The organism is Pseudoalteromonas sp. GABNS16E, from assembly GCF_028598715.1.
Classification (GTDB): domain Bacteria; phylum Pseudomonadota; class Gammaproteobacteria; order Enterobacterales; family Alteromonadaceae; genus Pseudoalteromonas; species Pseudoalteromonas atlantica.
Window position 1 is genome coordinate 22,549 of sequence record NZ_JAQREZ010000030.1, and the last position, 22,227, is coordinate 44,775.

The 22,227-nt window shown below is 39.0% G+C and carries 21 protein-coding genes and 1 pseudogene; 21 read left to right on the plus strand and 1 reads right to left on the minus strand.

What is annotated here, in order from left to right; all coding sequences use genetic code 11:
* Nucleotides 1-43 precede the first annotated feature (43 nt).
* From ggt to PSI06_RS12855, 3 genes are all read left to right on the plus strand, one after another.
* Nucleotides 44-1,822: a gamma-glutamyltransferase gene (gene ggt, locus PSI06_RS12845; RefSeq protein ID WP_273603913.1), complete on the plus strand. Its 1,779-nt coding sequence runs from the start codon at nt 44-46 to the stop codon at nt 1,820-1,822.
* A gap of 142 nt (nt 1,823-1,964) precedes the next feature.
* Nucleotides 1,965-3,659 (plus strand): NAD-dependent malic enzyme, encoded by a 1,695-nt coding sequence (locus PSI06_RS12850; protein ID WP_004586602.1) that lies wholly within the window; start codon nt 1,965-1,967, stop codon nt 3,657-3,659.
* A 152-nt stretch (nt 3,660-3,811) separates the two neighbouring features.
* Nucleotides 3,812-4,540, plus strand: a complete 729-nt coding sequence (locus PSI06_RS12855) for an SIMPL domain-containing protein (protein WP_004586601.1) — start codon at nt 3,812-3,814, stop codon at nt 4,538-4,540.
* On the opposite strand, the gene PSI06_RS12860 is transcribed toward PSI06_RS12855, so the two are convergent.
* On the minus strand, nt 4,530-5,888 hold the full coding sequence (locus PSI06_RS12860) for a DUF2254 domain-containing protein (RefSeq protein WP_273603912.1): 1,359 nt from the start codon (nt 5,886-5,888) through the stop codon (nt 4,530-4,532). The genes PSI06_RS12855 and PSI06_RS12860 overlap by 11 nt on opposite strands.
* Before the next feature lie 118 nt (nt 5,889-6,006).
* Between PSI06_RS12860 and PSI06_RS12865 the strand changes: the two genes are divergently transcribed.
* From PSI06_RS12865 to PSI06_RS12950, 18 genes and pseudogenes are all read left to right on the plus strand, one after another.
* Entirely contained in the window at nt 6,007-6,381 is a 375-nt protein-coding gene (locus PSI06_RS12865; RefSeq protein ID WP_004586599.1) for an MAPEG family protein, read from the plus strand.
* A gap of 11 nt (nt 6,382-6,392) precedes the next feature.
* Nucleotides 6,393-7,022 (plus strand): sulfotransferase, encoded by a 630-nt coding sequence (locus PSI06_RS12870; RefSeq protein WP_273603911.1) that lies wholly within the window; start codon nt 6,393-6,395, stop codon nt 7,020-7,022.
* Between the two features lie 75 nt (nt 7,023-7,097).
* Entirely contained in the window at nt 7,098-7,670 is a 573-nt protein-coding gene (locus tag PSI06_RS12875; protein ID WP_024033616.1) for a tRNA-(ms[2]io[6]A)-hydroxylase, read from the plus strand.
* A gap of 183 nt (nt 7,671-7,853) precedes the next feature.
* Nucleotides 7,854-9,773 (plus strand): pilus assembly protein N-terminal domain-containing protein, encoded by a 1,920-nt coding sequence (locus PSI06_RS12880; protein WP_273603910.1) that lies wholly within the window; start codon nt 7,854-7,856, stop codon nt 9,771-9,773.
* Nucleotides 9,770-10,501 carry a tetratricopeptide repeat protein gene (locus PSI06_RS12885; protein ID WP_273603909.1) on the plus strand — a complete coding sequence of 244 codons (732 nt, stop codon included), beginning with the start codon at nt 9,770-9,772 and terminating at the stop codon, nt 10,499-10,501. The genes PSI06_RS12880 and PSI06_RS12885 overlap by 4 nt, the downstream gene beginning before the upstream one ends.
* 351 nt (nt 10,502-10,852) lie before the next feature.
* Nucleotides 10,853-11,242 carry a hypothetical protein gene (locus PSI06_RS12890; protein WP_273603908.1) on the plus strand — a complete coding sequence of 130 codons (390 nt, stop codon included), beginning with the start codon at nt 10,853-10,855 and terminating at the stop codon, nt 11,240-11,242.
* A gap of 64 nt (nt 11,243-11,306) precedes the next feature.
* Nucleotides 11,307-12,074, plus strand: coding sequence for a hypothetical protein (locus PSI06_RS12895; protein WP_273603907.1), 768 nt, complete (start codon nt 11,307-11,309; stop codon nt 12,072-12,074).
* 6 nt (nt 12,075-12,080) lie between these two features.
* On the plus strand, nt 12,081-12,413 hold the full coding sequence (locus PSI06_RS12900; protein WP_273603906.1) for a hypothetical protein: 333 nt from the start codon (nt 12,081-12,083) through the stop codon (nt 12,411-12,413).
* Nucleotides 12,414-12,419: 6 nt separating this feature from the next.
* The gene (locus PSI06_RS12905; protein ID WP_273603905.1) at nt 12,420-13,385 is read left to right on the plus strand and encodes a CpaF family protein; all 966 of its coding nucleotides are present in this window, start codon (nt 12,420-12,422) and stop codon (nt 13,383-13,385) included.
* On the plus strand, nt 13,378-14,253 hold the full coding sequence (locus tag PSI06_RS12910) for a type II secretion system F family protein (protein WP_273603904.1): 876 nt from the start codon (nt 13,378-13,380) through the stop codon (nt 14,251-14,253). The genes PSI06_RS12905 and PSI06_RS12910 overlap by 8 nt, the downstream gene beginning before the upstream one ends.
* Nucleotides 14,250-14,624 carry a hypothetical protein gene (locus PSI06_RS12915; protein WP_273603903.1) on the plus strand — a complete coding sequence of 125 codons (375 nt, stop codon included), beginning with the start codon at nt 14,250-14,252 and terminating at the stop codon, nt 14,622-14,624. Before PSI06_RS12910 ends, PSI06_RS12915 begins: the two co-directional genes overlap by 4 nt.
* 2 nt (nt 14,625-14,626) lie before the next feature.
* Nucleotides 14,627-14,923 carry a type II secretion system F family protein gene (locus PSI06_RS12920; RefSeq protein WP_273605028.1) on the plus strand — a complete coding sequence of 99 codons (297 nt, stop codon included), beginning with the start codon at nt 14,627-14,629 and terminating at the stop codon, nt 14,921-14,923.
* A gap of 149 nt (nt 14,924-15,072) precedes the next feature.
* A complete protein-coding gene (locus PSI06_RS12925) occupies nt 15,073-16,236 on the plus strand; it encodes a hypothetical protein (protein WP_273603902.1) in 1,164 nt (387 codons plus the stop codon).
* A complete protein-coding gene (locus PSI06_RS12930) occupies nt 16,233-17,462 on the plus strand; it encodes a hypothetical protein (RefSeq protein WP_273603901.1) in 1,230 nt (409 codons plus the stop codon). The genes PSI06_RS12925 and PSI06_RS12930 overlap by 4 nt, the downstream gene beginning before the upstream one ends.
* 364 nt (nt 17,463-17,826) lie before the next feature.
* Nucleotides 17,827-19,032: a response regulator gene (locus PSI06_RS12935; RefSeq protein ID WP_273603900.1), complete on the plus strand. Its 1,206-nt coding sequence runs from the start codon at nt 17,827-17,829 to the stop codon at nt 19,030-19,032.
* A gap of 382 nt (nt 19,033-19,414) precedes the next feature.
* Nucleotides 19,415-20,239 (plus strand): alpha/beta fold hydrolase, encoded by an 825-nt coding sequence (locus tag PSI06_RS12940; RefSeq protein WP_126007047.1) that lies wholly within the window; start codon nt 19,415-19,417, stop codon nt 20,237-20,239.
* Nucleotides 20,240-20,706: 467 nt separating this feature from the next.
* Nucleotides 20,707-20,994, plus strand: coding sequence for a DNA/RNA non-specific endonuclease (locus PSI06_RS12945; RefSeq protein ID WP_273603899.1), 288 nt, complete (start codon nt 20,707-20,709; stop codon nt 20,992-20,994).
* Nucleotides 20,995-21,223: 229 nt separating this feature from the next.
* A pseudogene (locus PSI06_RS12950) lies at nt 21,224-21,745 on the plus strand (DNA/RNA non-specific endonuclease); the annotation flags it as partial.
* Nucleotides 21,746-22,227 lie beyond the last annotated feature (482 nt).

Below are 22,227 nucleotides of genomic sequence, written 5' to 3' on the forward strand. Positions count from 1 at the left end.
GATGCCAAATACAACTACGTAATTAAGTGTTTTTAGTATTTTTATGCATTTTAAACTTAAGTCATTATTTACTATTGGTTTGTTTGCAGTAACGCTGCCAACAATAGCAAAAGAGCCTGCAAAATTAGAAATTCGCGAGCCAGAAGCCACCACCTCAATTGTACAAAAACAATTAGTAACTGGTGATCAATACATGGTGGCCGCGGCCAACCCGTATGCCTCACAAGCTGGACAACAGATTTTAGCTAAAGGCGGAAGCGCGGTAGATGCGGCAATTGCAACGCAATTAGTGCTTACCTTAGTTGAACCACAATCATCGGGCATTGGTGGTGGTACATTTATGATGTACTACAACAAAGCCGATAACCTACTTACAAGCTTTGATGGCCGTGAAACCGCGCCACAAAATGCTGACGAAAATCTGTTTTTAGATAAACACGGTAAAGCCGTTAAGTGGATTGAAGCAGTTGTTGGCGGTCGCTCTGTGGGTGTGCCAGGTATTTTGCACGCCTTTGCAAGTGCGCATCAACAATACGGTAAACTTGCGTGGAGCGAGTTATTTAAACCCGCTATTAAACTTGCCGAGCAGGGCTTTGAGGTATCGCCACGTTTACACGGTTTATTGGCACGCCAATTAAACCCAGGTGTAATGAGTATGCCGGTGATTAACGAGTACTTTTACCCTAATGGCGAATTAATTAAAGCCGGTACGATTAAAAAAAATCAGCTCTTAGCTAATTTATACAAAGACATTGCTAAACAAGGCATTGATGCATTTTATAAAGGCGATAACGCTAAGCAAATGGTAAACGCAGTGCAAAATTCAAAAATTGCACCGGGTACATTAAGCGAATCAGACCTGGCTAATTACAAAAGCAAGCAACGCGACGCGGTATGTATTAAATACCGTGCTTATAATGTGTGCTCTATGGCACCACCGAGCAGTGGTGGTGTAGCGGTATTACAAATTTTAGGCTTGCTTGAACACAAAGACATGAGCGCGCTTAAACCTAATAGCGAAGAGGCAATTCATTACTTTAGCCAAGCCTCACGCATAGCATTTGCCGATCGCAATATGTACATGGGCGACCCAGATTTTACACAAGTGCCTACCAAAGAGCTGTTAAATAAAAAGTACATTGCATCGCGCGCCAAGCTTATTACTGAGCAAGACACAAAAGCAGTAGCTGGTAACCCAGTAGGCTATTTAAGCTACGCAAAAGATGATTCTTTTGAGTTGCCATCAACATCGCATGTATCCATTGTAGATAGCTTTGGTAATGCCGTATCAATGACCAGTTCAATTGAAATGGCGTTTGGCTCAACTGTGATGGTTAATGGCTTTATTTTAAATAACCAATTAACCGATTTTGCGCTTTCGCCACGCATTGACGGCAAATTAGTAGCTAACCGCGTTGAGGCGGGCAAACGCCCACGCAGCTCTATGTCGCCAGTAATGGTGTTTAACAACGACGGCAGCTTACGCTTAGTGGTTGGCTCGCCAGGTGGCAGCCGTATCATTGATTACGTAGCGCAAGTGGTTATTGGTGTACTGGATTGGAATTTATCGGCACAAGAGGCGATTAACCTGCCAAGAACCACCAATCGTAACGATTACACGAGCCTTGAAAAAGGCACCGCGCTTGAAGCCATAGCCCCACAATTAACTAAACGCGGCCATGCGGTACGCGTACTTGATTTAAACTCTGGCTTACATGCCGTAGAAGTTAAAAACAATAAATTGTATGGCGGTGCCGATCCGCGCCGTGAAGGGGTTGCTTTGTCGGATTTAACTGACAAAAACGCCACTATCAAATTTTAATTTATGTATAATAGCCATGCAGGCAGTGAAGCCTGCATGTGTTTTCTCTCAATGGTCTGACAAGCTTAATTGTCATTGCAATTTAACCTTTTACAATGATAATGGCAGATCATAACTTAAGACTCCGTTAAAGCCTGGAAATATGACAACTAATACTGATCCTAACTACCTTTATATTCCTTACTCTGGCCCTGGCCTAATTGAAACTCCGCTTTTAAACAAAGGCAGCGCGTTTAGTAAAAAAGAACGCGAAAACTTTAACCTTGCGGGTTTGCTTCCTCCACGTTTTGAAACAATTGAAGAGCAGGTTGAGCGTTGTTATCAGCAGTATTCAAGCTTTAACGATAACTTAAACAAGCATATTTACTTGCGTGCCATTCAAGATAACAACGAAACACTTTACTACCGTTTAGTGCGTGATCATCTTGAAGAAATGATGCCAATTATTTACACGCCAACGGTTGGTGATGCCTGTGAAAAATTCTCAGATATTTACCGCAGTGCGCGTGGCTTATTTATTTCGTACGAAGATCGCTATCAAATTGACGACATTCTACGTAACGCCACCAAAGGCAAAGTAAAAGTAATTGTGGTTACCGATGGCGAACGTATTTTAGGCCTAGGCGATCAGGGTATTGGTGGTATGGGTATTCCTATTGGTAAATTATCACTTTACACAGCGTGTGGTGGTATTAGCCCAGCGTACACATTACCTGTAATGCTTGATGTTGGTACTAACAACGAAAAACTGCTTAATGACCCTATGTACATGGGTGCGCGTCATAAGCGTATTGCGCAAGATGAATACGATGAGTTTTTAGACTTATTCATTAAAGCGGTTAAACGTCGCTGGCCAAATGTATTACTGCAGTTTGAAGATTTTGCTCAGCCAAACGCTATGCCTTTACTTAAGCGCTACCGTAACGAAATTTGTAGCTTTAATGATGACATTCAAGGTACAGCAGCGGTAACTGTAGGCTCTTTATTAGCTGCGTGTCGTGTTAAAGGCTCAACCCTTAGTGAGCAAAAAGTGGTATTTGTTGGCGCAGGCTCAGCCGGTTGTGGTATAGCTGAGCAAATTATTAGCCAAATGGTGTTTGAAGGTATTAGCGAAGCACAAGCGCGCAGCCAAGTATTTATGGTTGACCGTTTTGGCCTACTCACTGAAGGTATGGAAGGCTTACGCGATTTCCAACAAGCACTAGCGCAACCACAAGCTGCATTAAGCGAGTGGACTTACAGCGGCGAATACGCTTCATTATTAGATGTAATGCACTGTGCAGCACCTGATATTTTAATTGGTGTATCGGGTCAACCGGGTTTATTTACCGAGCAAGTTATCCGCGCTATGCACTCAGGCTGTGAGCAGCCGATAATTTTCCCATTAAGTAATCCATCTAAGCAGGTTGAAGCACACCCAGCTGATGTTATTAAATGGACTGAAGGTAAAGCACTTGTAGCAACGGGTAGCCCATTTGAGCCAGTAGAATTTAATGGTGAAGTGTTCCCAATTCCACAGTGTAACAACAGTTATATTTTCCCAGGTATTGGCCTAGGTGTAATTGCAGCAAAAGCAACACGCATTACCGATGCAATGCTGAGCATGTCGAGCGAAATGCTTGCTGAGTCATCACCACGTGCAAACACCGGTAAAGGCAGCTTATTACCTGCACTGACTGAAATTGAAACATTAAGTAAGCGTATTGCATTTGCAGTGGCTAAAAAGGCAATTGAAGAGGGCGTAGCTCTTGAGATTAGCGACGATGCACTGTGGGCTGCTATTGATAGAAATTACTGGTTACCTAAATACCGTAACTACAAACGTTGTAGCATTTAATTACGCTGAGTAACGTAAAGTAAATAAGGCTGTACATTGCGTTACAGCTAGTTACAAAAAACAGGCAATTGCCTGTTTTTTTGTGCTTGTTCATTTATTGTTAACCACGTAGGCTCTTTAATGGTGACAACAAAAATACAATGGATAATGCAATGAAAACACACATTCTTTTATTAAGTAGCGCAATTGCCTTAAGTACTTTAAGCGTTGATGCGCATGCAAACTCAACACCTAATGCTCCTCATATTTATGTTAAAGGTGAAGCAACCGTAACCACTATGCCTGATTACGTACAATTAAGCGTAGGTATTGTAGAAATAGATAAAGACCTAATTGATGCTAAAAACAAAGCCGATAAAACTATGGCTAAAGCTATCAAATTAGTAAAAGAGCTTGGCATTAAAGACGGTAATATTAATGCAGGGCATATTTCTATAAATCGCGAAAGCCAATACAACAGAAGCTCTGGAGAGCAAGAATTTAAAGGCTTTAGAGTGTCGCGTACGTTAAGCGTTAAACTCTCCCAAATCGAAAAATACCCTCAGCTGTTACAAAACCTAGTAAATAACGGCATTAACCAAATAAACCAAACGCAATTTTTAGCGAGTAACTATGAAGAGCTGCACAAACAGGCGCAAAAACTGGCCATTCAAGATGCCCGCAAAGCCGCCAAAGAATTAAGTGCCGATTACGGCGTTGAGCTAAAAGGGTTATATACGGCATCGCTAAGCCCGATGAACGTACCTGCTCAGCCTTATGCACGCTCAGAAAAAACAATGATGGTAGCAGATAGCGCACCCGGTAATTTTGTTCCTGATGCGTATCATGCTGGAGAAATTAAAGTAACAGCGTCTAGCTATGCGGTTTACTTTATTGACTAGTATGTTGGCAGGTAAAACGAGCCACTAGTTTATCCCCTTGTGGCTTGCTAATACGTGCAATAGCGTTAAGCATGTTGGTAATTTCTTGTCTGTCGTATTCGTTACTTACATGCTCGTTTATGTCATCTACAATGGCATTTAAGTAATTAAATAGGCTGTTTCGGGCTGCATCATTGCCATGCGCTACAAACAATATATTTTTAAATGCTTCTAAAACGTTTGTCATTACATACGCATCGCCTTTTGCGTAATTACGCAGTGGCGTAAAGTTATGGTGCAGTAACTCATCAAAACTGGTTTCGTGTATAAAGAGTAACGGGGCGTTGTCGCTGTGTTTAAACGAATAATTTGTATCGTTAAGCGACAGGCGCTCAATTAACAAAATACTCAGCATATCTATCGATTTAACCGCTGTACCTGGGTCATTAATACCTGGGCTCATTGCTTTAACGGCAATTTCTGAAATTTGCGTTAATCCATAACGGTAATGATCGCTAATGTACTCTTCTATATAAAAAATAAAGCAGTCTAAAATTTTAGCGATAAGTTCTTCGTTGTTAGAAATGTCTTTATCGCATTTTAAAAACGGATAGCCTTTAACGGTAAAGTAACCTTGGTTTACCGAGATATACACCCGAATATTTTCCTCGGCTAATATGGCGCATAACTTATCTGTATGCACCCCTTTGTAATAACCCTCGGTAGTACTATTAACTGAGTGCCACTGTGTAAAATCAGGAAAGTCAGTGAACGGTTTTTCTGATTGCCTATCGACAATGGCTTTAATTTCGCGTTTAGTTTGGCTAAATAAACCGTTAAGTACATTATCTACTTGAATGGCTTTAGATATTGAATGAATAAAAAATACAAACAAACCAAGCGATACTAAGCCAAACACCAATGACAGCAGCACCCCAAGCGATGGGATAGCGGTATCGCCACCTTCAAGTTTATTAATATTAATGAGCATAATAATTGAGTAAATTATGCTACCTAAATAAAAGCCCAATACCATTTGATGCGACTTACGGGTAATAAGCCCAGGTACAACCCGCGGAGATAAACTGGCGCTGGCCGAATTTAAAACCACCATCACCATAGAAAAACTAAACACCGTAAGCGATATAATACTGCCTGCTAGGGTGCTTAAAATGGTGCGGGCATTTTCGGCGCTATCTACCAGCACAACAGATATAAACGCCTTGAGCTGCTCTACAGGCGCTATGTATTCAAGCGACATGGTAATTACAGCAAAAAGTAAAAAGCCAACCGAAAGTACAGAAGGGTAAAAGCCAATGCTGTTGATCATTTCACGATAGCGGTCGGCTACTTTGCGAGGGACAAACATAAATTCCTTTCATTGCGTTATAAAATTCAACTAATACACACTGTAGCATAGTTACTAAGTAAACTTATGATTGTGCAAAACTATGTTATTATTGCCAAAAATAAAACAGGACAACACCGTGATAGTTTCTACGTATGCTGCGCTTTTAGCGTTTTATTATATTTATTTAAGTTTTAATGTGATCAAAGTGCGCCGCAGCGAACAAGTGTCGCTTGGCGATAACGGCAACCCTAAATTACAACGTGCTGTGCGTGCCCATGCTAATTTTATGGAATACGCCCCCTTTGCGATTATTTTGCTTTTTTTAGCCGAATACCAAGGCCTTGCCAGCCATTATTGTAATATTTTAGGGGGCGCATTATTAATAGGGCGCGTTTTTCACAATTTAGGCATTGTTGAAAACAATCTTAAATATCGCCAAATTGGTACCATTGCCACCTTTTTAGTGATGGTTATTAGTGCCTTTTTATTGCTTGTAACACGCAATAGTTAGTAATAGCTGTTATGAGTAAAATATTTATAATAGGGCTTCCGCGTACAGGCACCACCAGTGTATGCCACGCTTTTTTAGAGTTTGGCATTGCCACGGCGCACACTGCGTACACCTCGTATTGTTTTGAAAACGCCACAGCCATAGCCGATACCCCCGTATTTAATGACTACCGAGCATTAGATAGCCATTACCCCGGCGCTAAATTTATATATTTAGCGCGCGAAAAAACACCCTGGGTTGCCTCAATTAGGCAGTTGCTGCTGCGAATGCATACTAATTTAACGCGCCCAGACGGTGGTTTTAATATTCATATAAAACGCTGTTACTTAACGACCTTTACTGACTTATCGATTGATAATATTAACCAAGATGATTATTTAACAAAGTGCTACAACACACATTTAGCAAACGCGCGTGAGTATTTTAAGCACCGCAGTAACGACTACTTAGAAATTGATATAGCAAAGCCACAAAGTTTTGCCGAGCTTACTGCGTTTTTGGGCATTAAAAGCGAGCGTACCGACTTTGAAAAAATGAACATAGGCGGCAAAGTGACCGCATGGAACGATATTAAACACCCGTTAAAAATTGACTCAACATCAAAAGGGCGCATAGATAAGCATTTACCTTATATGCGTTAATTTTGCCCTGCGCTGCAAGATTTTTACTATTAAATACGCTAAAATCCCCGCATTATTTTTTAAGTAGTACAAAAAATGTTTGAATTAAAATACAACACCCCCTTTGAATGGACCGAAGCGGTTTTAGCCGACTTTAATACGTTTTTACAAGACCACGCTGCTGCTGAGAAAAAGGCATCGGGTATGGCTATTTCTATGCTGTCTCATTACCCAGACAAACGTAAACTGGTAAAAGCCATGACCGATTTAGCGCTTGAGGAGTTAATCCACTTTAAACAAGTGCTTAAACTGCTTATTGAACGCGATACTAATTTAGGTGATGACAAAAAAGATCCATACATAAAACAAATACGCGCTTTATTTAGACATGGCCGTGATGGATTTTTAATGGATAGATTACTGGTTGGCGGCGTTATTGAAGCCCGCGGCCACGAGCGCTTTTCATTGGTTGCTCAAGCATTACCAGAGGGTAAAGAAAAAGACTTTTATGTGGCGATTGCTAAATCAGAAGAAAAACATAAAAACTTATTTGTAGAGTTAGCGTACGAATACTTTGATAAAGAAGAAGTTGATGTTCGTTTAGAAGAGCTACTAGTCGCTGAAGCTGAAATTTGTAAAAACATTCCTTTTACTGCCGCACTGCATTAATACTTTTGGCACAAAGCACTGCTTTGTGCCTTCTCTCCTAACTTCATTTGCATTTTGCAAATCAAAATACTAAAGCCGCCTGTGCTTATATCTCCAACCATTTTAATTTATTGAATTTAAAGATAAATATATGCTGGTCTTAAACTTGCTCTGTTAATTCAACGCATACTTGAGGACGCGCATATGTTTAAAGCCATTATTTTTGTAATATTTTTTTTACCGTGCTGTGTATACGCCAAGCAAAGCAATTTAAATTACATAGAAAACGCCAATGGCGATAGAGTAAAAAAAGTATCCCACTTAGTTAAGTGGACCCATACTCGCTTTGTATTTAACCGCGATATAGCACGTGTTGCGCTAGGCCACGAAACCACACTCGATGTAAACGTAGTAAACGGACGCGAGCTATTAATTTTAGCTAAAAAGTTGGGCCGCACCTCTATGATGGTGTGGTATGACGACAACACATCAGAAACATTTTTACTAGGCGTGACCGAAGACTACAGTGTACTTGAAAATGCCCTTAACGATATTCATCCTAACTTAGCGCTCACCATCGCACCTGATAGACACGCGGTAGTTCTTCGCGGCGAAGTACCTACGCTTAATTATCGTCATGCAGCCCACGAAGCGGCAAAAAACTATTTATATGCAAGTAGCTCGCAATCGGCGCAACCTGTTATTACCTCTGCGCCTAACCAAGGAATGTTTAATTCTTTAGCGCAGCGTTTACAGGCCATGGGTAATTTAAACAATGGCTTAGCACAAAACTCAAGTAAAGTAGCGATTATTAACCTTATTAAAGTTACGCAAGCGCCAAAGCCTAAGGAAGCGCGCATAGCGCAGGTGTTAAAATCGATGGGGGCTGACACAGTAACTGTAAAACGTATTTCGGTGGATGAGTTATCAAACGATGATAACGATGTGTTTATGCTCAGCGGCACGGTTAAAAATCAAATTGAACTGGTGCGTTTGTTAAATACCATCAATAAATTATTTGAACCAGAGCAAGCAAGCCAAGCACCCACATCGGCACTAGATCCAAACGGGCTTATCAGTAGTGCAACGCAAAACGAAACAATCGCTATTGAAGTACTCGCAAATGAGTCTGGCGGGTTATTAAATGGCGATTCTGGCCTGACTTTAAGCAATGTTAATTCAAACGTAGCGCGGGCAACTTTGCTTTCGGTGGCTAAAGGTAAAGTGCTCTCAAGCATTGAAGTAGAAGACTTACCTCAAGTGAGGGTGTCGGTGCAGCTTTATGAAGTTAATCAGCGCCGCTTAAAGCAATGGCGTCCAGATATTAGTGTGCTTTCAAATGGGTATAACAACGAGCAAGGTTTATTTGGCCTAGAAGGCATGAATGCCCGTGAGTCTGGCTCAGCATCAATAGAAAACGCACTGCAATTAATTGGCGGACAATTAACAAATAACTTGCAGTTATCAACCTCGCAATTTGCCATTGATATGTTGTTTTCTTTGATAGAGCAAGAGGGAATTTCAAGAACGCTTTCGCGACCTACACTTACCGTACTTGCAGGCGAGAGCGCGGTATTTAAAGTCGGCGGCGAAGTGCCAGTACCTACAAGCTACAGCCCATCTGGCGTTACCAGCGGGCAACAAGGTAACAGCGGTTCAGTGTTTAGTGGTACTGAGTTTAAATCGTTCGGCGTTGAGCTCAATGTTCGTGCTTTAGTGGATGACAAAGACCGCATAACCCTTGATTTAAATCCTGTTATTTCATTGCCAGACACCACACTCACAGCAGAAATAGCACAAAGCACCGGCAGCAGTTTAAACAGCAGTGCATTTAATACGCGCAGCATGCAAACATCTACCCGTTTACAAGATGGGCAACCTTTAATTATTGGTGGCTTAATTAGTTCAGATAACAACGCCAGTCACGACTTTGTACCCGATGCAAACGGCGAGAGCCTGTTTGGTAAATTAAGCGAAACAACCAGTAAAAGCGAAAACAACCGCGAGTTGATTATTGTGGTTACCCCTAATTTAGTCCGCGAGCCAGTTAATAATTTACGTGTGTGGCAAACAGTTGATTTAGATAGCCAAATGGCCAGTTTTATACAGGAGCAAGGGTTATGAAAATAATATATATCGTTATTTTACTGAGTATATCGGGCTGCGCACATATAGATTATGCGCCCAGTGTAAACCCACATACTGCACTAAGTGATATTGTTACTAAGTATACACTAAACACCAGTGCTTTAACTTGTGAAGGGGTAAGCGCGGTTAATTGTTTAGCCTTAGTGCATGAGCTTAATCAGTTAATGCTTGAGCACCCAAACAATAAGGTTATTTTATCTGTATCAGCTTATGCGCTGTATAAAAGCGGACGTGCTAATCAGGCGCAATCGGTAATAAACAAGCTTATTAATTTACCTAATCCGCCTTTAAACGCGCTATCTTTAGGTATTAACTTAGCTATTGAGCAAGGCAATTTAGCCAAAGCTAAACAAATTGCCCAATACGCTATTGATGAATTTGGTACTGAGGCTTCACCGTATTTAAAAATGGCGTCTATTTATTATGCGCAAGGGCATTATGTTATTGCAGCTAACTATTTAGAGCTTGCCTATAAATTTGGCACGCATAAAAGCCATTATTACTATCACAAAGGGCTAATAGCTGAGGCGACACCTGATAACGCATTGGCGTGTCATTATTATAATGAGGCAATAGGCTTTGATGCGCAGCACAGCCAAGCCACAGCCAAGCCACAGCGCGCTACGCGAAACTTTCGGTACTTGGTAATTGTAAAAGTTAAGGCCGCAAGGCCTTTTTATTTTATTAAACTACGCACTCCTTAGTTAAACCCGCTCATAAAAAGTATAAGCAACGTACCTACCTAAACAATTAAAATACCCTTACTCGTCGTTGTTTAAACCTATCTCGCTTTGTGAATAATCCCAACTAATTGCTCGTCTCTCTTACTTTTAAAAGCTTGCCATAAATGAGTTAACAGCTTGCCTTTTAATTAATCTCTGCTTGCGTTTTAACGCACTTTAATAATGATTTGCAAAATGCGAATCATAACAAGGATAAGCAAAGCATATTTTAAAAATAAAAGTAACTAACTGATTTTTATGTACTTAATAAATGGCACGGTCCTCGCTATATATAAAGTGGGCATAAGCTCTAACACATTTAAGGTGATCATTATGAAAACTATGAAAAGCAACTTAAACGGTAAAAAACAACAAGGCTTTGTACTTACTTCTGAGCTAATTATTCTTTCAACTTCTATGGTGGCAGCTCTGGTAATTGGTTTATCAACCTTACGAGACTCTGTAACCAGCGAGCTTGAAGATGTAGCAGAAGCAATTGGCTCGTTAGATCAAATCTATGTATTTGATGGCATGATCAACGCCGAAGGTACTGCAGAAATTTCAGGCTCTGGCTATGTGGATGCAGTAGATGTTTACGCAGGCGATGGTAGCTCGTTTACTTTTGTTGCCTCTGACTTTAGTGAAAGTGCTGCACTTATTAATGCAACGCCAAGTGGCGATGCTGCAACACGTACAGCAGCAGGTGGTTCACAAGGTAATTAAAATTATAACTACCTAAATCACACTGCCACAACCGTGTGGCAGTGAAATTTGTCAGGAGGAAATTATGAAAAGTAAAAATAATAAAGGGGCGACTACCGCTGCACTCACCTTACTTATCACCTCTGGCATGTTGGCCTCAGCGCTTGGCATCAGACAAGTAAACAAACAAGACTTAGTTACTGCCTGGGTGGTAAATAAAAATATGTCGGCGGGGCAAGTAGTGAGTGTGCACGATATTGCCCAAAAAGATGTAAACCCCAGTAACTATACAAATATGGCGCTAAGTATACAAAATCCCCGCGCCTTTATTGGTAAGCAATTAGCCACTAATAAAATGGGTGAACAACCATTATTTGAAACAGATTTTATGCAGGTTAAAAGCCAAAATTTATCAGAGGCGATCCCCGCAGGCAGAGTGCTTTATACATTAAAATTAAACACTTTAGATATTCCATTATCGCGGGTGCACAAAGGCGACCGCTTAGATATTGTTGCTAAAACAAACCGGCTTGTAAGAACCGTTGCGCGCGATGTGCAGCTTATTGGCATTTCAAAAGGCCCTGGCAGTAAAGCGCAAAAAAATGGAGTGATGGACAGCCTAGCACAAAAAGAGCCGGCAACCAGCGCGGGTGTGTCATTAGTGTTGGCTGTACTTCCTAAAGATGTGTATTCGTTAGCCGCAATTGATACCCAAGATAAGGTATCGATAATTGTGCACAGCGCTTATGACATTGAACAAGGTCGCTTTCAAAATTTCTCCCAATTACAAACTAGCCGAACAATTCAAGTGGTTAAAGGCGTTAAAAACCAAGCTGTTTATGTAGCTAAGTGAGGCGCTATGTTTAATTTATCAAGTAAACCAGAGTCTGTAGAAACCAATTTAAATACCTTTGAATCACTTAAAAAAATTCTCCACGATGCGGTAATTGAAGAGTACGAGCAAGACCCAAGTGCTTTGCTTAATGATGCGCTGCTTGAAAAAATATCTGCCCTTTGCAGTGATATTGACGAATTTGCACAATCATCATTTAACAGCCATCAACAAGCTCAAGTAGTACAAGCCGTTTACGACGAAATACAAGGTTTAGGACCAATAGCGCAATTTATGCTGGATGACCAAGTAAGCGATATTTTAATTAACGATACGCAAAATATTTGGATAGATAAGTAAGGTAAATTGCTATGTACAGCCAGTAAGTTTGACGATGAACGTCACTTACGTCGTTTTGTTGATAGATTACTTGATAGTTGCGCTCGACAAGTTAACGCTCTGAATCCCATTGTAGATGGCAAACTAAAAGATGGCAGCAGGGTACATATTGTAGTGCCACCGGCATGCACCAGTGCTGCTATTGTTTCGATTAGAAAATTTAACCACAAAAAAATTAACGATGATTTTTTAATCGAGAATAAGTTTTTAAGCAAAAACTGCCTCACTTTTTTAAAAACCGCGGTGGCCTTAGGGGTCAATATTTTAGTGTGTGGAAATGCCGGCGCAGGCAAAACCACTTTGTTAAATGTACTGGCTAATTCAATAAATACCAACGAGCGGGTAGTAACTATAGAAGAAAGTGCAGAGCTAAATTTGCATCATAATCATGTGGTGCAGTTAGAGGCGCACGACACCAACAGCGATGGAAAAGGCGCCGTTACCCTGCGTGATTTAGTAAAAGCGGCACTAAGAATGCGCGCCGATAGAATACTCGTAGGTGAAGTACGCGCAGGTGAAGTAATAGACATGCTGCAAGCCATGAACTGCGGCCACCAAGGCTCAATGACCACCGTACATGCTAATAGTGCAAGCGATGCGGTAACCCGATTATCAACGCTAGTGCAATTACATAACGCGCAGCTAAGCGACACCCACACCAACGCATTAATTGCATCAAGCATTCAGTTAATTGTGCATGTTTCTCGAAATACAAACGGTGTAAGAACCCTAAAAAGTATTGGCGAAATAAAGCGAGTAGACGGAGACGGATGTGCGCAATACTCTGCGCTGTATAGCGTAAGCGATACCGAGCAAGTAAATGATAAGGCAATTAGTACCTCAAGCGTGGTGAGCTTTATGCAAAGCCAAGGTGTCAATGCAAACGAAATAAGTGCATTACTGCAACCGGCCAGGGAGCGTAATTATGAATAAACTTGATTACTTACTGGCCATAGCAAGTGTTATGTCATTTACCTTAGCACTGAGTGTTTTTATAACACTTAAAGTAAAAACACACGCTGCAAGTACTAAACACGAGGTTGATGTACTTGAAGAAAAAGACATTATCACAGTGTCACTGCGGGTACTTGGGATTAACATCAGTAATGCTTTATTTATAAGCGTTGCTTGCTCGCTTGCCACCAGTACTTGGTATGTTGCACAGTACTTTTATCCTCAAGCAACTACAAGTGCATTAATCGTTTCTTTGGTTGTATTTATAACCTGCTTTATAGTGATTATTGATTTAGCGCACTATAAATTAGCCAGGTTTGAGCACTTATTTTTAGAGTACATAGAAACCGTACAATCGTGTTTAAGTACTGGGCTTTCACTTGTTCAGGCTATGCAATTTGCCGACGAACACGCCGATAAATACATTAAACCGCAAAGTCATTTATTACTGCAGCGCTTAAATATGGGCAGTGATATACAAAGCTCGTTTGCCCCTTTGATTAAACGCTACAACTGCGAAACCGTGCGGTTATTTGCACATAGCATAATTACTCATACACAAAGCCAGTGCGATTTAACTGACATGCTTAAAAGTGTATGCAAAATGATGTCGTTAAGAACGCTAGATCGCCAGCAGCTCAAAGCTAAGCTTTCTGGTACTAAATACGCTGCGCTGTTTAGTGGCGTTTTACCCTACGCTTTAGTGCCTTTATTTAATTACACCGATCCAACATGGTTCGATCCGCTGTTAAATAACCCCAATGGCATGGCATTTATTACCGTTGCTGTGCTTTGCCAGTTATTTGGCTTTTTATGGCTTCGCCTAAGCTTGAGGGTAACGCTATGATAGACCTATTTTTATTTGTTGGCTTATTGGTGAGTATGGGTGCATTTATCCATATTCAAAAGCAGTCATTAAAGGCTGAGGTTCAGCAACCTATCAAAACCAATATAAATTGGTATCCATTAATTGTTATTTCAAAAAGCCAATTTAGACAAGCAGGGTATCAGTTAAATAAAATTTTATTGAGCATGTACTGCTTTAAAATGGCCGCCACATTTTGTGCTTATACTGCCATAGAGATCACTGGTTATGTATTAAGTACACCGCTTGTAGCCATTATCTGTTTTATTAGCTTTTTTGCGCCTGATATGTGGTTTTTATTTAAAAAAGGCCAGCGTAAAGTACAAATAAACAATAGCTTAGAGTTTTTTTAAGTGTGCTGTTAGTGTATATGCGCGCTGGCTTTTCGCTAGAGCGCGCATTTGCTTTAGCGGTTGATCACGGGTTAAGTGAAAAACACCCTTTATATAAAGAGCTTAAACTATTTTTGTTTGAGCTCAGTGCCGGTAAAGACCGCGAAACAGCCTTTAATTCGTTATATGACAGAACAGGGGTCTCGGGTTTTAAAAAATTAGCTAATTTAATGCTTATTGGCTCTAAGCTTGGCACCCCGTTAATACAGGCGGTTGAGTCACAATTAGAAAGCTTTGCGCTAAAAAAAATATTTTATTAGCTAAAAAAGTAAATAAAAAAGCATTGCATACCACCTTTCCCATTATCTTAATTTGTTTTCCTATGTTTTTAGTACTGGTGTTTTTTCCTGCAGCGCTGCAGGTAATGAATGTACTAAAAATGCTGGTTGAAGTGCTATAGGAGCGCTCTATGAATAAACAATACCAACAGGGCTACATACTCACTATTGAGCTGATTTTAATTATTACCATTTTAATTATTGGCTCAATTGGTGGTGTTATCTTAGTGCGCGATGCACTCATTAAGCGCTATCACACAAAAGTAGATAACCAAATAACAGTGGTTGATGCTAATAACACCCCTTTAGGTATCGCCATTGGGTTTGATGAGCACCAAGCGCTTTTAATTTTTTACACAGACCGCCAAGTCAATGCAACATATCGCGCTTTAATTGGGATACGCGATGACAGGTTCACCTCACGAGAAGCCATTTATTACGATGCGCCTAATTGCCAAGGCAACACGTGTATAAAAAGTTTAAGTGATGAGTTTTCAGATAGTTTAGGAGTTAGTAACACCGCGAATAGTGGCAATGTAAGTTATATCAATGCGCTACAGCAAGGCCCTAATTATGCCATTGGGCAATTAAGTAACTCCGTAATGGGTCAATTACTAAAAAGTACAGCATTAGCGTGCCCCGCAACAGGTGACGAAATTTTATCGCGCTATATGTCTCAAAAGGTAGTTACTGGTAACCCGTGCGAAAGCTTTTCAATTGCTAAACAACAAGCCGATAGTAGTTGCTTGGTTGGTGTAACTGCGCTTGGTAATCCGTTACTAGGCATAGACAGTCAGCAATTATCGCAGTCGTGCAATAGTTGCCAAACAGGGTATGAGCCGCAAGGCGATATTCTTGATTTATATTTGCCACAAGTTGAAGTGTTATTAGGAACCGCGCTTGATGCACTGGCGCTCATAGGTGTAGCAAGCAGTGTAGATGTGGAGCTAGGCAGTATTTGCTGCCCACAAGGTACGCAACTAGAAGAAGATGAAAATATAGTAGAAACACTGGTATTTACTATTTTAGAAACAACTTTTGAGCTGCTAGGTATCGATTTAATAAATAACGACATAATTATTCAAACGCTGGCCCTTATTGGCATAGAGCCTGGCGTGACTTACTGCGAGGCTTCGCTCAATTTAACTTCGGCAGAGCCGGTGTTAAATACACAAGGCGAACCTGCTTTAAATAACTTACTTCCGCCATTTAGAGTAAAACTTCCATCACATACAAGTGCTAACAGTACGCGTTGGATTTCTACACCGCCGAAAGGTGAAGGAGTGCGCCCATGAACAGCTCATATGCAAATAATATAAATGAATTTAACAACACACAAATAGATGAAATAAAACAAGAAATAACCGAAACGCTGACCCTAATGAAGCAGTTTTATGATGTTTCTATTGTTAAATTCGTTGATTATAATGCCTTGTATACGCAACAAATTATTAGCTGCGATGACCCATACAAAGCCGACAGTGAATTAAATAGCTTGGCACAAACGTGCACACAAGAAAAACTCTACATAATTGAAGACACCTTATTTGACCCACTAACAAAAGGGCGCTGCCAACAGGTACGCTTTTACTCTCAATATCCCATTTATAATTTAGATAACAGCTTAATTGGCGTACTGATCATTGCCGATATTTCACCTAAAACACTTATAGGCTCTCAAAAAGAGCAATTTGTATCTTTTGCGCAATTACTGCAAACCCAGCTTAATAAGCATTTTACCCCAACTAAGACAGTTAAACCGAGTGAGACAAAATCACTAAATCGATTTGTTCACTTATTTAGCTTAGCGCCGGTGGCCTTTTTAATTGCGCTGGTTATTTGCTCGTTCTCGGCTTTGCTTTTATATACGTTAGATAAAAAAGACAAAAAAAGTGCCTATGCCATACAAACTCAGCAGTTAAGGCAAACGCTGTTTGATGCATTAGAGCGTTTTGACAACCAAGCACTTTATATTACTCAAAAAGATAAAATTGTCGCAGGCTTTTTAAAAAGCCAACAAAGTTATACTCAGCAACAATTAAGTGATTTAGTAAAAACGCAGGTATCAAGCAGTTTAACGTATAAAGGTTTTGTTGTATTTGATAATGACTATAAACAACTTGCCATATGGTCTAAAAACAACTTTGATTTAGCAGCTTATGGCTTTACTAATTGGCTAAACGCATTTTCAATGCGCGCAAATAAACAATCAGTAGAGGTATTTACTGTTGCCGATACAGCGTTTTTAATTTCAGAAATAAACATGGGTAATAGCGCTATTTATACACTCAAAGCCTTTGATTTAAGTAAGTTTTTAAATGCCATAATAGGTAAGCTAAATACGCAAAATTATAATTTATTTATATCAACCCCTCAGTTTATATTAGGAAGTAGGGGGGAGCTAAATGTTAAAACTATCCCTAACAGCATAAGCGCAGCAAGTAGTCGTTTCCCTGCTACGTGGCGCTTGCATGTGCAACCCATTAAACCAATAACGCCTGCTAATGTATCTAGGCATTAATTAGCTTAGCTATATTTGCATTTGTTTATTATTTTTCACGTTTACCAAGGCGCTTACATGACGAAATTAAACAAAAAAACACCCTTATACTTAATAGGGAATCGCTGTTTTCAAGCTCGCTTGATGCGCTGCCGCATGGTTTTGCCATTTTTAATAGTAACGAATTTCCGGTAATAACTAACCAGGCATTTAACGAATTGTTTTCTCATGTTATTCAAAACAATAAGCAATTAAGTTACAGCCAAATAATGAGTATATCTAAAAAAATAATATTATTACGCATTATCAAGAGCATAATAAATTAGCTAATGAACATAGCCAATTAATAGATATCGGCTTTAGTGATGGCCGCTGGATCACCGTTGTGCAAAGGCATACCGACTTTGGTGGCTTTGTTTGTTACTTTAGAGATGAAACACAAGCGCATCAAAAAGAGTTATTACTTGCCCAAGTAGTAGAAAAATCTAAGCAAGCTAACCAGCTAAAAGATAAATTTGTAGCACGCTTAGCAATGCAATTAAAAGCACCACTTAGTTCACTGCAATCTATAGTAGAGCTTAATTATAAAAACAGTAAAGGCAATTTTAACAATGAGTTAGAAAATGCATGCACACAGTTAAGTTGTGTTGTGCAACAATTAGTTAATATAAATAAAACCGATACCGGTAAATTAAAGCTTAAAATGAGCGCTATTAATTTAGCTGACTTACTTAAAAATACGGCCGATATTCTTAATAAAGACTCTGATGATAAAAATATAATTATTAATAACAATGTGCCCATAGATAATTGCATAAGCAGTGATGAAAAACTGATTATGCAATTAATTATTCAGCTGGCTAGTGAGCTTATAGAAAGCACACATCAAGGCAAATTGTCGTTAAATTCTGAGCTGATTAACGAGCAAGGTAAACATTATTTGTCGCTGGATTTTTCTATAAATAACTTAACAAATCAGGGAAGTTTTTATAGTCAGTTACAAATGGTATGCAAACAACGCTCTTTTGAAAGCGATATTAATTTTGATGCTACATTAGAGCTGCGGTTTTTTCTCTCAATTTTTAAAATGCTCGGCGGTAAAAAAATTACTGTGCACGAGCGCGGTAAAACAACATCTATTAATTTATCGTTATTAGTTAACACCGTAGAATTGTTACCCGTAAGTGCAAACAAGCAAAAACCCATTACTGAAACTACAACGCATACAGAATTTAACAATACCAAATCGTTGTTATTAGTTGATGATGAACCGCTCGTAGAAATGGTTATTAAAGCCATGCTGAAAGATGAAAACGTAGCAATAGATTATGCAAGAAATGCAATAGAAGCTATGTTGATGGTGTCGCAAAATAATTACGATATTATTTTAATGGATATTGTTATGCCAGAACTCTCGGGCACAGACGCGATGCTTAAAATAAAAAAACATAACGGAGACAAGCAGACAAGCAGACAAGCAGACAAGCAGACAAGCAGACCAAAATTATTGCCCACACTTCAGATTCTGACACAAATAGTAATGCTAAGTATGTTGAACTTGGGTTTGACGATATGCTTGAAAAACCAGTAAAACAGCAAGTATTAATTAATAAAATTAAGCATTTGCTAAGCTAGGCCAAATTAAACAATATAAAACTGTAAAATACACAGGGCCTATTATTTTTAATAGGCCCAAACTGGCAGTAATTATTTCATGTAGCTGCTACTTTATTTTATAATTTTAAAAATGAAGGTTATTTTATAACTCTTTATATTTTACTCTTTTCGCTTAACTCAAAATAAATCCTACTTACTATTAATAGCCACAGACCGCGTTTTAAAGCCCTCTCAGGTTTTTATAATTATTAAAACCTCAAAAAAATTATTTAAAAAACAAGCTGGGATGATAATTGCTCATCTCTATACATACACAGGTTTAGGCTAAATTTTAAATATTGATGAGGATATTAAGTATGAGTAAAACACAAACCATTACCGTAGAAGGCCACAAAATTGCGTATCAAGAAATGGGCGAGGGCACACCGCTACTATTATTACATGGTATTCCGACTAACAAATCGCTATGGCGAAATGTTATGCCAACACTGAGTGAGCAACATCGTGTTATTGCACCTGATTTACTCAATTACGGTGAATCGGATATGCCAAAAAATACCGATGTATCAATTAATGCTCAGTGCAAAATAATCAGTCAATTTATGGATGAGCTAGGTATTGCTAAAGCAAACATTGCCTCTCATGATATAGGTGGCGGAATTGCACAACTCATGGCGGTAAATTACCCAGAAAAAGTAAACAGCTTAATATTAATTGATAGTGTTTGCTTTGATTCTTGGCCAATACCCGAGTTTGAACCTTTGCTTGAGCCTGGTGTAGAGCAAGAAACATCGGTTGATGAGTTTGTTGATACGCTAAATGAATTTATGCCAAAAGGTGTATACGATAAAAGCATAATGACCGACGAACTTAAAAAACAGTATTTAAAGCAATGGAGTAATGAGCAAGGTAAAGCAGCGTTATTTAATAATATGCGCCGACTTAATAAAGAGTACACACAAGCAATTGCCGGTGAGCTTAAAAGCTTAAAGCATGAAACCCTCATTTTATGGGGTGATGAAGATAACTTTCAAAAACCTAAATATGCACCTCAGTTAGCTCAAACCTTACCAAATGCAACACTAACTTGGATAGAAAAAGCAGGGCACTGGGTTATAGATGAAAAACCAGAACGAGTAACTTCGTTAATGGGTGAATTTTTGGCTGATAAAAAGTTTTAAAACACCTTAGTTTTAAAGGCCTAGTTAGCCACTTTGGCTAACATGTACATAAAACCATGCCGTTTGAGCTGTATTAATTTTTATATAATTAGTTATTCAAACGGCTTTTTGTTTTCATCTATTTTTTAGTATTAAACCATTTAAGTATAAATCGCTATTAATTGCTCAACATTCATACATTAAAAGTGTGCGTATACGCTTTATATCAGGGTGATTACGCATAGAAAAGCACAAACAAGCCAATTTAACATAATGTGCTTGAGTATATAAAAACCCCTTTATTCGCTAGGTCTACAAACAACGTTACTACGTTGAATATAAGGCGAGGGTAACTGTATACTCGCGACTTTTATTAGTAATACCAAAAGCCTATGACGATATTATTGTATTTATAAACAATTAGTTAGATACATATTGCTGTAATAATGTACTGCTAATTTTACCCTCATTTAATTGAGGATAAAACAATGAAGACAATAATAAAGGCATCAATAGTACTTACAGGTTTATGTTTTGCACACAGCGCAAGTGCAGACAACTGTTTACAAGGTTGCCCAACAGGTTTTGATAATGGCAATAAAATTGAGCGGAGTATTTATACTTTAAAAAATAATCGTTATACAAAGTTTGCAGATTGGGTGGCTTACCATGTTACGACTAGCACTATGAGTGGACCATCGAGAAGCAGAAGTTGGAAAGCCGATCCGGATTTATATTCTCACTATACAAATGGCGTGCCTGTCTTTCAGGATTAAATTTGTTCGAACTAGGGGCTATTTAATCGCGGCACGAGTTTTGTAACCTAGTGGGCTAAGTAAAAATCGAGTAACAAAGAGTAAATCGCCCCTAGAAAGAACCTTACCAGGCAACGCGTGTTTGGTACTTATGCGGCGTTATCGCCAATTTATGGGGAATAACACTACATAGGCTCTGCCTTGCCTAAAAACCAAACACACTGTTGCAAATTCAATCTCGAATGACTGGCACGCCCTTAAACCTAGTGATTACACCGATGCATATGCAACAATAAATACCGATAGAGGCCATCAAGTTCCATTAGCATCTTTTAGCAATACGGATGATTGGAAACTAACAAACTTACTTTCTAATATTACGCCGCAATCATCCGCATTAAATCAAGGCCCATGGGTTAGGCTTGAATCTGCAGTGCGAAATCACGTAGGAAATGGAAATGATTTATATGTAGTAACAGGTCCATTATACGAATATTATTTTGCAGAGTTACCACAAGCTAACGAAGCACATACCATTCCAAGCGGCTATTTTAAAATTGTTATGCAGCAAACTGGTAGCACAATTAAAGCATCGGCATTTATTATGGAGCAAACAGCAAGTCGTAGTGATAACTTTTGCAATACCGAAGTAAGTATTGATGAAGTTGAATCGCGCTCTGGTATAAATGTAATGCCAAACTTATCGTATAACAGTGCACAAACAATTGAATCATCAATGTATGGTTTAAGGTCTGAACTAGGTTGTAACTAAGTCATATTATTTTTGAGTAAAGCCTTAGGTTTTGAAGAACTTAAATCTAAGGCTTTAAATTAAACCTGATATGAGTCGCAAAAAATTTTGTAGCAATAAGTTAGCTTTAAATAAAATGATAGAAACGACGGTTACAAAATTTGAGCCTGTTTAAAAAAGGTAATTAATAAAGGCAATACAAAAGGAGTATAGAGGCTGCAATATGGAATTTGTAATTGCTAGGCTTTATAAGATTGAAAGACTACATAAATATTAGCGAAAATATAGGTGTAAAATAATGTAGTGCATAAGTTGTTGTGAAAGCTACTGTGCATAACAATTTTAACGGTTAACTGAAAGACCAACTTTAAAAGACTATTTGTAAGCCGCTGTTTGAATTTAGAACTATATACATTTGTTTTTAGAATTATTTAATTATGTTAAATAAAGGCTTAAAGTAATAACTAGAAGGCAAGGGCGCAAGATAACAAAAATAAAGAAGG

What these genes read in the sequence shown, in the direction of transcription:
- PSI06_RS12900 (WP_273603906.1), top strand. Translation starts at nt 12,081, where the DNA reads ATGTTTAATTTATCAAGTAAACCAGAGTCTGTAGAAACCAATTTAAAT.
- PSI06_RS12915 (WP_273603903.1), top strand. Translation starts at nt 14,250, where the DNA reads ATGATAGACCTATTTTTATTTGTTGGCTTATTGGTGAGTATGGGTGCA.
- PSI06_RS12910 (WP_273603904.1), top strand. Translation starts at nt 13,378, where the DNA reads ATGAATAAACTTGATTACTTACTGGCCATAGCAAGTGTTATGTCATTT.
- PSI06_RS12925 (WP_273603902.1), top strand. Translation starts at nt 15,073, where the DNA reads ATGAATAAACAATACCAACAGGGCTACATACTCACTATTGAGCTGATT.
- PSI06_RS12895 (WP_273603907.1), top strand. Translation starts at nt 11,307, where the DNA reads ATGAAAAGTAAAAATAATAAAGGGGCGACTACCGCTGCACTCACCTTA.
- PSI06_RS12930 (WP_273603901.1), top strand. Translation starts at nt 16,233, where the DNA reads ATGAACAGCTCATATGCAAATAATATAAATGAATTTAACAACACACAA.
- ggt (WP_273603913.1), top strand. Translation starts at nt 44, where the DNA reads ATGCATTTTAAACTTAAGTCATTATTTACTATTGGTTTGTTTGCAGTA.
- PSI06_RS12890 (WP_273603908.1), top strand. Translation starts at nt 10,853, where the DNA reads ATGAAAACTATGAAAAGCAACTTAAACGGTAAAAAACAACAAGGCTTT.
- PSI06_RS12945 (WP_273603899.1), top strand. Translation starts at nt 20,707, where the DNA reads ATGAAGACAATAATAAAGGCATCAATAGTACTTACAGGTTTATGTTTT.
- PSI06_RS12880 (WP_273603910.1), top strand. Translation starts at nt 7,854, where the DNA reads ATGTTTAAAGCCATTATTTTTGTAATATTTTTTTTACCGTGCTGTGTA.
- PSI06_RS12860 (WP_273603912.1), bottom strand. Translation starts at nt 5,888, where the DNA reads ATGTTTGTCCCTCGCAAAGTAGCCGACCGCTATCGTGAAATGATCAAC.
- PSI06_RS12850 (WP_004586602.1), top strand. Translation starts at nt 1,965, where the DNA reads ATGACAACTAATACTGATCCTAACTACCTTTATATTCCTTACTCTGGC.
- PSI06_RS12940 (WP_126007047.1), top strand. Translation starts at nt 19,415, where the DNA reads ATGAGTAAAACACAAACCATTACCGTAGAAGGCCACAAAATTGCGTAT.
- PSI06_RS12855 (WP_004586601.1), top strand. Translation starts at nt 3,812, where the DNA reads ATGAAAACACACATTCTTTTATTAAGTAGCGCAATTGCCTTAAGTACT.
- PSI06_RS12885 (WP_273603909.1), top strand. Translation starts at nt 9,770, where the DNA reads ATGAAAATAATATATATCGTTATTTTACTGAGTATATCGGGCTGCGCA.
- PSI06_RS12870 (WP_273603911.1), top strand. Translation starts at nt 6,393, where the DNA reads ATGAGTAAAATATTTATAATAGGGCTTCCGCGTACAGGCACCACCAGT.
- PSI06_RS12875 (WP_024033616.1), top strand. Translation starts at nt 7,098, where the DNA reads ATGTTTGAATTAAAATACAACACCCCCTTTGAATGGACCGAAGCGGTT.